The organism is Streptococcus suis (genome assembly GCA_022354845.1).
GTDB lineage: Bacteria > Bacillota > Bacilli > Lactobacillales > Streptococcaceae > Streptococcus > Streptococcus suis_AA.
The window spans coordinates 1,156,728-1,167,602 of sequence record CP031970.1; the positions used below are offsets into that span (position 1 = coordinate 1,156,728).

Sequence of the window (10,875 nt, forward strand, 5' to 3'; positions counted from 1 at the left end):
CAAAATCTAACAAAAAAATGGTCCAATGGACCATTTTTCGGAAAGATAAAACTATCTAACTACTCTTTTCTTGCTCTTTAGCTAAACGCTCGCGTTCCAATCGTAGCTTGCGATTGGGATTGAGCTTGTTAAAAAGTTCTTCTAATTTTTCAGCATTCCAAACATCGGCTGCCGAAACAAAATTCCCATTTTTATCCTTGAAGGATATCGGCTTATCACCCATAAAGACCTCCAATTTATTATTACTTATTCTTAATCAACCGTCACGAACGGAACAAAATTAGTAAGGTAGCTAGCCAAGTTCCCCTAGGACTTGGCGTAGTTTGACTAGCAAGTTAACTCCCAGTCAAACTGCTTACCTCGCTTTCGAATTTTCTGGCTTGGACTGAAAAAATCCCTGGCTTCCTCGCTTTTGAATTTTTAGGCTCGGGTTAAAACTGTCCCCCAGATATGGTCGCTTTCGTATTTCAAGGCGACCAGCTGATACAGTCTATCCCCAGACTGTATCAGTCCACAAACTCAAATTCAAATTTGCCAATACGGACGATATCCCCATCCTTGGCTCCACGCGCTCGAAGAGCTTCATCAACACCCATGCCACGTAACTGGCGAGCAAATTTCATGACTGACTCATCGCGATCGAAGTTGGTCATTGTAAAGAGTTTTTCCAACTTGTCACCAGATAGAATCCAACTTGCATCATCTGCACGACTGATCTCAAATTCTGGTTCATCAGGATGAAAGCCATAATATGCTTCTTCCTCTTGAAAGTCATCTTCATCATAAAGCAGGAACTCTGGTGTATTTTCAAGCAATTCTGCTGTTGCTTCTAGTAGATTTTCCAGACCTTGATGAGCAATACCAGAAATTGGGAAAATCTGTGGCAATTCTTCAAACTCATCATAGTTGGCTGCTAATTTTTTCTTGAACTCTTCCAGATGTTCCTTTGCCTCTGGCATGTCCATCTTATTGGCAACAATAATTTGAGGGCGCTCCATTAAACGAAGATTATAAGTTTCCAACTCATTGTTGATGGCCACATAGTCATCATAAGGATCCCGACCTTCACTAGCGGACATATCCAAAACATGCAAGATAACACGTGTCCGCTCGATGTGACGCAGGAATTGCGTTCCCAACCCAACACCTTGACTAGCACCTTCAATCAAACCAGGTAAATCTGCCACTGCAAATGATTCGCCGGACTTGGTCCGCACCATTCCTAAGTTGGGAACAATGGTTGTAAAATGGTAGGCACCTATCTTAGGTTTAGCTGCTGTAATCACACTGAGGAGAGTTGACTTCCCGACAGATGGAAAACCAACTAGACCAACATCAGCAAGGACTTTTAATTCCAATTCAAGGTTCCGCTCCTCACCAGGTTCCCCATTTTCAGAAATCTCTGGTGCTGGGTTCTTAGGTGTCGCAAAGCGAATATTTCCTCGACCACCACGACCACCGTGGGCAATAACGAATTCCTGCCCATTCTCAACCAAGTCTGTAATAATTTTTCCTGTATCAGCATCACGCACAGTTGTTCCTTGCGGTACACGAACAATTAAATCTTCCGCACCACGACCATGCATGCCCTTGGTCATCCCCTTTTCGCCATCGTCAGCCTTAAAGCGACGGTTGTAACGGAAGTCCATTAGGGTACGCAAGCCTTCATCTACAACAAAGATAACATTCCCACCATGACCACCGTCACCGCCCCAAGGACCGCCATTTGGTACATACTTTTCACGACGGAAGGCAACCATCCCATCGCCTCCCTTACCTGCCTTGACCTTAATCTTAGCAGTATCTAAAAACATACTCATAATTAACCTATTCTTTCCTAGAAAAAAACGCTTAATAGCGTTTTATATCCTGTATTCACAAACAAAGTGCTAATAAATAAGAAACCATTTTTAAGGTATCAATGCCGTTTTTTTTAAGAAATACTGACAGTATCTTGAAAAAACAAACGTTGAGTAGCTTAAAAACTAGCCTTAGATAGAAGAGCTGAACTATGAATACAGTTTCTTAATTCATCAATGCATTGATTGCTGGTAAAATCAAGCCTGCTAATGTCGCGACTACCATCACGACAACAATTACTAAAGTAACTATTTCAAATGTTGATTTCTTGTGTTTTTCTTCACCAAAAGCCATTGCTTTCTCCTTATTCAGTCATAGATAATTTATTTTACCATAAATCAGTAGAGCTTTCAAATTTCATCTCTATCTGATATAGGATAATAATAAAAGACTGCCTCTCAGCCGTTGACCAGAAAGACAGTCCTTGTATTCTTCAAAATAAGTTAGAATTTGAAATCTAACCAGATACCAATCGTTTCAAATTCAATCCAATTCCAGCAATCATCAGTAATCCACTAATAAAATATCCAACTGGAAATTCAGTTATACTACTCCAAAATTCTTCTCCTAGTGACAGAATGGGTGAGCAATAAAAATACAAGGCAACCATGGAAGTCATGACAAAAACAATCAATTGACTATTCTTGTAACCTTGATAATTTATGAAGATAAGGGCTAAAAAAATTAGAATAGAAGACAAGGAAAACAAGTTTTGACTGAAATACTTCCAACCTGACACAAGAATAATAGAATAATTATCACTGTCAGCTACATACACAAATGGAAATAGTAATGAGAATATGAGCAATATTCCAATTATATGCATAATATATTTTTTCAAAAATCTTCACCTATCTTTCTATATCGTTTGTTTCTAGAATCACAGCATATGCTTCAACAGGTACCGATAAACTCTTGTCTTGAGCAATTCTGAATTCTTCTGTTTCATCTACATCAGAGTCTGCATAAAGAATAGGATAAGGTAGAACAAAAACTGAAAAATAAAGCTTACCAAGTACTTAATAAAAATAGCATAATATATTTTGCAAATATTGTAAAGCATTTATATGTCTTTTTATTCAAATTTTTCGTATTTTTTTCATTTTCATTATTTCATTTTTTCTTTCACTCTTTCCGCCACCTTATAGGGAACACCTACATCTGCAATTTCTTGGACACTTGCCAATTGGATTTTTCCAATTGATTTGAAGTGTTTCATCAAGGCCTGCTTTCGTTTTGGTCCCAAGCCATCAATACCATCCAATTTGGATGAGAAAGAATTTTTAGACCGGACCTGACGATGAAAATCAATGGCAAAGCGGTGAACCTCATCCTGAATCCGATGCAGGAGGAAAAATTCCTGTGAATTACGTGGCAACTCAACTACTTCCAACGGATTTCCAAAGAGCAATTCATGGGTTTGGTGCTTGTCATTCTTCTGCAAACCTGCAATTGGTATAGACATGCCTAACTCCTGCTCGATGACCTGCTTAGCAATGTTGACCTGCCCCTGACCACCGTCAATGATAATCAAATCAGGCGGTGTCAAACCGTCCCGAAGTACCCGACTGTACCGCCGCTGCAAAACTTCCCGCATGGAAGCATAATCATCTGGCCCTTCCACCGTCTTAATCTTATACTTGCGGTATTCTTTTTTATTAGGAACCCCATTTTCAAAGACCACCATGGCCGATACAGGGCTAGTCCCCATAATGTTGGAGTTATCGAAAGCCTCAATCCGCACAGGCGTCGGAATCCCCAAAAGCTGACCGATATTTTCTACAGCACCGTAGGTCTTCTCCAGATTTTTCTCCAAAAGATTAAACTTCTGCTCCAGACTGACACGCGCATTCTTGGTTGCCAAATTGATGAGTTGCTTCTTCTCGCCACGCTGAGGCTTGATGACCTTAGTATCTACCAGTGCTTCTACGGCTTCTTGGTCAATATCTTGCGGTATCAAGACCTCTGAGGGAATCAAATGTTGCTGGTCCCTGTAAAACTGACCGATGTAGGTCAAAAAGTCTTCATCCGCATCATTATAATATGGAAAAAGATTGACATTCCGCTCAATCAATTTCCCCTGACGAACAAAGAAAACCTGCACACACATCCATCCCTTGTCAACATAGTAACCAAAGACATCCCGATTCTGCAAATCATGAGCCATAACCCGTTGCTTGGTTCGCAGAGTTGAAATAGATTGAAGAATATCTCGATATTCCGCAGCTCTTTCAAATTCAAGATTGGTTGCAGCAACTTTCATTTTTTCTTGCACCTGTTTAACAATCTTATCATCGTGTCCTGTTAAGAATTGAGCAACTTCCTTACTCATCTTATTATAATCAGAAAGACTAGGCATCTTGTCCCCGTGGGCCAAACATTGGCCCAAGTGATAATACATACAGTACTTGTTCTCAGGCAATTTGCACTTGCGGAAAGGATACAGACGCTCCAATAGTTTGAGGGTCTGGTTAGCCGCACCCACATCTGGATAGGGACCAAAATACTGACCGCCATCCTTTTTAATCTGCCGTGTTATCATCAGCCGTGGATGACGTTCTTTGGTAATTTTGATAAAGGGATAGGACTTGTCATCCTTTAACATGATGTTATAGCGAGGCTTGTTTTCCTGAATCAGATTGATTTCCAGTAAGAGCGCCTCGATATTGGAATCTGTTACGATAAATTCAAAATCGGCAATTTCAGATACTAAAGCTTCAGTCTTGGTATCATGAGCCCCACGAAAATAAGACCGCACCCTACTACGCAGGTTTTTGGCCTTACCAACATAAATAATCTTTCCGTACTTGTTTTTATGGAGGTAACAGCCAGGACTATCTGGAAGTAACTCTAACTTATGTTTAATGATTTCGTTCATAGATTAATTATATCAGAATCAGAAATAGTAAGTCTACTATTGATCATCAAACTGCTTTATTCTCAAATTCTTTAAAACAGCTGTATGGTCACTACCTACAAAAAATAATTGATTTTGTATTAATTAAGCAGTATAATAACATTAAAAATATAAATATGTTTATTCTTTTACACTTCCAAAATGGCTTTACGACACATTGGTTTAATATTCGATGACTAAAAGAAAGGCCATTTTAAAGTCTGTAGAATAGGCAAGCCTAGGGAAATATGAGGAGAAAAATATGATACAATTTGACCACGTTACAAAAGCTTATGGCGAAACCCTTGCACTTGACGATCTTAATTTAAGGATTGAGAGTGGAGAGATTTTCGGTTTGATTGGACACAATGGTGCTGGTAAAACAACAACGATTAGTCTATTAACCTCTATTATTGAAGCGACTGAGGGGCTCGTCTTGGTCGATCAGTTAAATTTAGCTGAACACCGCAATGCCATAAAAAAACGTATCGCTTACGTTCCAGACTCTCCAGATATCTTTCTCCACCTAACTGCATACGAGTATTGGAATTTTATGGGTAAAGTCTACGAGGTCCCTCAGAATTTGATTGATGAACGAATCTGCAAATTAGGACAACTGTTCGATATGACAACTCGTCAGCACGAAACCATTGACAGTTTTTCTCATGGTATGCGGCAAAAGACAATTATCATTGGCGCGCTTATTTCCAATCCTGATATTTGGATATTGGATGAACCATTAACTGGACTGGATCCACAGGCTTCCTTTGATTTGAAACAGATGATGAAAGAACATGCAGCTGCTGGCAATACCGTCTTATTCTCAACACATGTATTGTCAGTTGCAGAACAATTATGTGACCGTATCGGAATTCTGCGAAAAGGCCGCTTGATTTTTCTTGGAAGCCTTGACGAATTGAAATCACAATATCCAGATAAGGATTTAGAAACAATTTATCTGGAATTAGCAGGACGCCAACAAGATAAGGCAGGTGAGGAAGCATGAAGAAGTCCATCATCTGGGAATTGATAAAAATTAATATTTTATATTCCAACCCACAACTGCTGGCCTCTGTCAAAAAGAAACAGAATAAAAAGAAAAATGCATCATTTTCAGCCTATAAAAGTATCCTACGGCAACAAATCTTTATGATGATCATGTTCGCTTTTATTTACACTGTTTTCTTTTTAGGCGTAGATTATTCAGAATCAGTTGGATTTTTCTCACTCCAACTTTCCATCTTTGCCATTATGTCGATTGTCTATGGATTCACTGGATTTTTCTCAGTGTTCTACGACAGTAAGGATACAAAATTATACCTCGCTTTGCCACTGCGTTCACAGGACGTATTCATCGCAAAAGTCTTGTCTGCACAAGGCATGGTTCTACCTTTCCTCATGCCCTGTCTTTCTCTTTTATCGATTACCTATTGGCAAATAGGCGGAGCTCCTGCACTCATTGCCGTTTTACCATCATTTATCCTATTGTGGCTGTTCATAAACATTATCAACTTGGTCCTTTTACATTTTATCGGTCAAGTATTGCGTAAAAGTTCACAAAAGACCATGATTTCAACAATCCTGATGACGGTGTCCACACTCATTGCGATTGGTGCAATGCTATTTCTTCAATCTCAACAAATTGTTTCATTAGAATCTAATGGGTTTGTCAACTTCCCAAAAATACCAATTTTTGTAGGATTTCATTACATCGTCAGCCAACCTTTATCACTAGAAACTGCCATCAACTTCCTACTACCGCTCGCAATCACACTTGGCTTAGTATACTATATCGTAAAAGAGATAATGCCTCACTATTTCGATCAGTTATTAGAAATTGATGCCGTTTCTGGCCAAACCCGCAAGAAAAAACCTGCAAAACTACCAAGCAATTTACAAAAAGCCTTGGTAAAACACCATCTATCTACACTGAAAGATAGCAACCTGTTGGTTCAAAGTTTTGTCCAGCCTGTTGTGATTGGTTTTGCATTGTATCCGAGTGTCTCACGATTTGCTAATGACGGAGGATTGAGTACAATATCACCTGATTATTTTGGCATTGCTATGTTAATCGGTATCCTATTAGGAAGTATGTTTGCTGGTGTAACAACATTTTTAGGAGTTGCGATGTCCCTAGAGAAGGAAAATTATCATTTTATCCGTACATTACCTCTCTCCTTTAAACAATTTACTATTCAAAAATTTAAAGTCATTGCATTTGTACAATTCCTACTTCCAACTATTTTATACTTCACCTTAGCCTTTGTGCTATTTAAAGTTCACCTTCTTTTATCCATTTTCTTTACAATAGGGCTTCTACTTTCTGCCCTATTGGTTGGCCAGATTTACTATTGGCGCGATCAACGACTATTAGTTCTCAATTGGCAAAATAGCAATCAATTATTTGGCCGTGGAAGTGGGCAATGGCTGATAGCTGGAAGCATACTCTTGACGATGATGGTTGGTGCTATCTTAGTCACCATCAGCATTTTCGTCGCAAATGCCTATAATGCTGTTTATGTTAGTGCAGCTCTACTAACCCTTATTTTGGTTGCAGCAACCTTACTCCAAGTATTTCTTCACAAGGCATATTGGAGCAAACTACCGCAATAAGAAAAACAAAATAGATTAAAAAAACGACACAGCATGTTCAGACTGTGTCGTTTTGAATTGTTTTTATTCTTGTTCTGCGTAGTATTCCTGACCATAATCTGCAACCTCAGCATTCACTTGCCATGAAATACCAAATTTATCCGTTACATTACCATAGGCTGGTGACCATGGAACTGCTTGAAGTTCCATATTAATCGCTTTAGCATCTTGTGATAATTTGTCATAGAAAACCTTAGCAGTTTCTGCGTCATCGGTTATCAGGGCAACCGTGATGTTATCGCCTGCTGTATAAGGCATTTCTGGGCTGTTGTCTGATAACATGAAACGTTGACCGTTAGGCAAACGTAACTGAGCATTCATAACATTATTTTCCAATTCTGCAGGGCAATCTGGCAAGAAATCTTTAAATAAATTCACTTGTTCGATAAATGCACCGAGTGCTTCTTTGTAAAAGTCAATAGCTTCCAAACCATTACCGTTTGTTACCAAATATACTTCCATTGCTTTAATCATGATGGAACTTCGAATTTTTTAATGATTCATTATAACACGAGTGAATCATACGGACAAATCTTTCGTCTCGGTCTTAAAATTTTTATTTTGATAAGCTTATTCTTGGTAATCGCCACCAGGAACACCATAATATTCTTCTAAGGTTAAACCAGATTGATAAATATCCGTTGCTTCTTGACCAATGTAGCGAACATGCCATGATTCTGCAATATAGCCAGTACTACTTTCCTTTCCTGGTTGGTAGCGTACTATAAATCCGTACAAACGAGCGTTATCTGCTAGCCATTTTGAAGCTGTTGGCTCTTCTAATAAATTGCCAGCAGAATCCAATATATCAAAAGCTAAACCAGTTTGGTGCTCACTATAGCCTGGTCGAGCAGAATAAGTGTCTGCTACAGCCTGTCCTTCTTGATTGACATAGGATTGGTAGAGTGTGGCCTGGGTTTCATATGACCGGAAGCCACTGTAATTATTTGAAACATCAAATCCTTTCGCTTGCATGTCTGCAACTAATTGCTGAAAAGCAGCCAGTGCTTCTGGATTTTCCCCTGGTGCATAGTCTTTCGCAAGAGGGTGTTTCTTATTGGCAATAACTACTTCACCATATTTCCCTTGAACACTATAATAAGAACCATTGAAGGTTGCTTTAGTGGATGTTCCTGTTTCCGAACTACTAGATTCAATCGTTTCTTCTCCCGTTGAAGAGCTCTGAGCGGAGCTATTAGTTGTCTGAGTTTGAGCCTCAGTAATTTCAGTTGATGTTGAGGAGCTTGCTTTAGTAGAATTACTCTGCTGGCTACAACCAGCTAATACTAAACAACACACCATTCCGAACATGTATTTTTTCATTTTTTTATCACACAACTTTCATTCGTTGCTTACATTGTAACAAAAATAAGGAATAAATTCTAATATTTGTGATAATCAATCGTTTCGATACAATTATACAAAGCTTTCTGTTTGTTCAGATATTGCACTAGAATATAATCCAGTTAACTAAGTAGATAGATTTTCCACTCATGGAGTAGCTGCGTTAACTGATTTTACACCTTCATGGAAGTATGTAGCTGTACCTTCTCAAGCAACTTCAACAATCACCATGATGTCAAAATCAACCGAAAGTATCTTAAGGAACTTTAAAATACATTCTTAACTGCTGAATCCGAATTGACTAAATTAGATAAATAACTTCGTTTAATTATACTTAAATAGTAGAAATCACGGTTTTGCTGTCATATCAAAGAACTATTAAAGTTATCGGTAGCACTTCTTAAAGCAACCAAGGATTAATAAAAAAATGGGAGGACTGACGCATCAGATCCTCTCAGACGTGACTAGCACGCCCCTAATCGACACAAAAAAAATACCAATAAATCAATTTTTCGTCAAAAAAGTGACTTATTGACTGAATCGACAATTTTCTACAGTATATATTTTTACAGAACTATTATGAACCAATTAATACCATATTATAAAACTCTTCTATTTTAGGAATCAAGAACAATCTTTCTTTATCGTTGTAAAGAAAAATTCATATTCCATCATCTGTCAGTTCCTGTCAGCATACAATACAAAACTCCAAATGATTTAAAATAATTGCTACGATGTCCACAAATTCCTCAAAACTCGTTTTACTGGCATTTCTGAATGATTTTTGCTAACGAGACCAAAGCTGTTTCTGATAGTCAGAGCTACGCAATGTAATAATCACTCTCTTTAGTAACTAATACTCATTTAAAATCAAATGGATATTCTTTCCAACAAAAAACCGCTACTCCGTAAAATAGCGGTTATATCTTATATTTAGGCTACTTGAGTAGTTGCTCTATTATTTAAGAGTAACTGAAGCGCCAGCTTCTTCAAGTTTAGCTTTGATTTCTTCAGCTTCTGCAGTTGCAACGCCTTCTTTAACGACAGCTGGTGCACCATCAACAAGTTCTTTAGCTTCTTTAAGACCAAGACCTGTGATTTCACGTACAACTTTGATAACGCCAACTTTTTTGTCGCCAACAGATGTCAATTCAACGTCAAATGAATCTTTAGCTTCTTCAACTGGACCAGCTGCAGCAGCAGCTACAGGAGCAGCCGCAGTTACACCAAATTCTTCTTCGATAGCTTTAACGAGGTCGTTAAGCTCAAGGATAGTAGCTTCTTTAATTTCAGCAATAATGTTTTCAATGTTCAATGCCATTGTGATTTTCCTCCAATTTTGGTTTTTTTAAATAGTGTGTAGCACTAAGCAGCTACGCTCTGACACATTAAGCAGCGTCTTCTTCTTTTTCTGCAACAGCTTTGACAGCGTATGCAACGTTGCGAACTGGTGCTTGAAGTACAGAAAGCAACATAGAAAGCATGCCTTCGCGGTTTGGCAATGTAGCAAGTGCTTCGATTTCTTCTTTAGAAGAAACTTTACCTTCTACAGCTCCACCTTTGATTTCAAGAGCATCAGCAGTTTTCGCGAAATCGTAAATTGTTTTAGCTGGAGCCACTGCATCGTTTGAGAATGCAACAGCAGATGGACCTACAAACAATTCCGCAAGACCTTCAAGACCAGCTTGCTCAGCAGCACGACGCAAGATTGAGTTTTTGATAACTTTGTACTCAACTTCAGCACCACGCAAGTTACGACGAAGAACTGTATCTTGTTCTACTGTCAAACCACGAGAGTCTACAACAACGATAGATGTTGCAGCTTTCATTTGCTCAGCAACGTCATTTACTAATTCCGCTTTTTTAGCGATAATAGCTTCACTCATTTTTTTACCTCCGTTTTTATTTTGGGCTAGGCACAAAAAAATCGCACCTAAACCTAGACACGAAAGTACAAATACGTTTATAAATCAATAATCGTTTTGTGCCTCGGTAGGATGTTTATGAGTCTAGCTCCCCTACTGTCTTAGGTCAGTTTTTTCAAACCTTATTCATATTACCATACAAATCCTAAGAACGCAAGAACTTTCTACTGTTTTTTTAAATAAATTTCTATTTCTCAC

11 protein-coding genes are annotated in these 10,875 nt (G+C 38.5%); 2 read left to right on the forward strand and 9 right to left on the reverse strand.

Features of this window, described 5'->3' with window-relative positions; translation table 11 throughout:
• Nucleotides 1-55: 55 nt before the first annotated feature.
• The 5 genes from D2A30_06080 to uvrC all read right to left on the reverse strand — a co-directional run bounded on the left by D2A30_06080 (nucleotide 56) and on the right by uvrC (nucleotide 4,738).
• On the reverse strand, nucleotides 56-223 hold the full coding sequence (locus tag D2A30_06080) for a hypothetical protein (GenBank protein ULL21169.1): 168 nt from the start codon (nucleotides 221-223) through the stop codon (nucleotides 56-58).
• 283 nt (nucleotides 224-506) lie between these two features.
• Nucleotides 507-1,820 (reverse strand): GTPase ObgE, encoded by a 1,314-nt coding sequence (obgE, locus tag D2A30_06085; GenBank protein ULL21170.1) that lies wholly within the window; start codon nucleotides 1,818-1,820, stop codon nucleotides 507-509.
• 205 nt (nucleotides 1,821-2,025) lie between these two features.
• Entirely contained in the window at nucleotides 2,026-2,154 is a 129-nt protein-coding gene (locus D2A30_06090; GenBank protein ID ULL21171.1) for a DUF4044 domain-containing protein, read from the reverse strand.
• Between the two features lie 163 nt (nucleotides 2,155-2,317).
• Nucleotides 2,318-2,701 carry a hypothetical protein gene (locus tag D2A30_06095; protein ID ULL21172.1) on the reverse strand — a complete coding sequence of 128 codons (384 nt, stop codon included), beginning with the start codon at nucleotides 2,699-2,701 and terminating at the stop codon, nucleotides 2,318-2,320.
• 267 nt (nucleotides 2,702-2,968) lie between these two features.
• The gene (gene uvrC, locus D2A30_06100; protein ID ULL21173.1) at nucleotides 2,969-4,738 is read right to left on the reverse strand and encodes an excinuclease ABC subunit UvrC; all 1,770 of its coding nucleotides are present in this window, start codon (nucleotides 4,736-4,738) and stop codon (nucleotides 2,969-2,971) included.
• A gap of 280 nt (nucleotides 4,739-5,018) precedes the next feature.
• Here uvrC and D2A30_06105 point away from each other — a divergent pair, with 280 nt between their 5' ends.
• Together D2A30_06105 and D2A30_06110 are read left to right on the forward strand one after the other, a co-directional pair.
• A complete protein-coding gene (locus tag D2A30_06105) occupies nucleotides 5,019-5,762 on the forward strand; it encodes an ABC transporter ATP-binding protein (GenBank protein ULL21174.1) in 744 nt (247 codons plus the stop codon).
• Complete coding sequence (locus tag D2A30_06110) at nucleotides 5,759-7,369, forward strand: permease (GenBank protein ID ULL21175.1); 1,611 nt, start codon at nucleotides 5,759-5,761, stop codon at nucleotides 7,367-7,369. Before D2A30_06105 ends, D2A30_06110 begins: the two co-directional genes overlap by 4 nt.
• Before the next feature lie 63 nt (nucleotides 7,370-7,432).
• Here the strand turns inward: D2A30_06110 and D2A30_06115 are convergent, their stop codons facing one another.
• The 4 genes from D2A30_06115 to D2A30_06130 all read right to left on the reverse strand — a co-directional run bounded on the left by D2A30_06115 (nucleotide 7,433) and on the right by D2A30_06130 (nucleotide 10,638).
• Complete coding sequence (locus tag D2A30_06115) at nucleotides 7,433-7,882, reverse strand: VOC family protein (GenBank protein ULL21176.1); 450 nt, start codon at nucleotides 7,880-7,882, stop codon at nucleotides 7,433-7,435.
• Nucleotides 7,883-7,978: 96 nt separating this feature from the next.
• Nucleotides 7,979-8,731 carry a D-alanyl-D-alanine carboxypeptidase family protein gene (locus D2A30_06120; GenBank protein ULL21177.1) on the reverse strand — a complete coding sequence of 251 codons (753 nt, stop codon included), beginning with the start codon at nucleotides 8,729-8,731 and terminating at the stop codon, nucleotides 7,979-7,981.
• A gap of 979 nt (nucleotides 8,732-9,710) precedes the next feature.
• A complete protein-coding gene (locus D2A30_06125) occupies nucleotides 9,711-10,073 on the reverse strand; it encodes a 50S ribosomal protein L7/L12 (GenBank protein ID ULL21178.1) in 363 nt (120 codons plus the stop codon).
• 67 nt (nucleotides 10,074-10,140) lie between these two features.
• A complete protein-coding gene (locus tag D2A30_06130) occupies nucleotides 10,141-10,638 on the reverse strand; it encodes a 50S ribosomal protein L10 (protein ID ULL21179.1) in 498 nt (165 codons plus the stop codon).
• Nucleotides 10,639-10,875 lie beyond the last annotated feature (237 nt).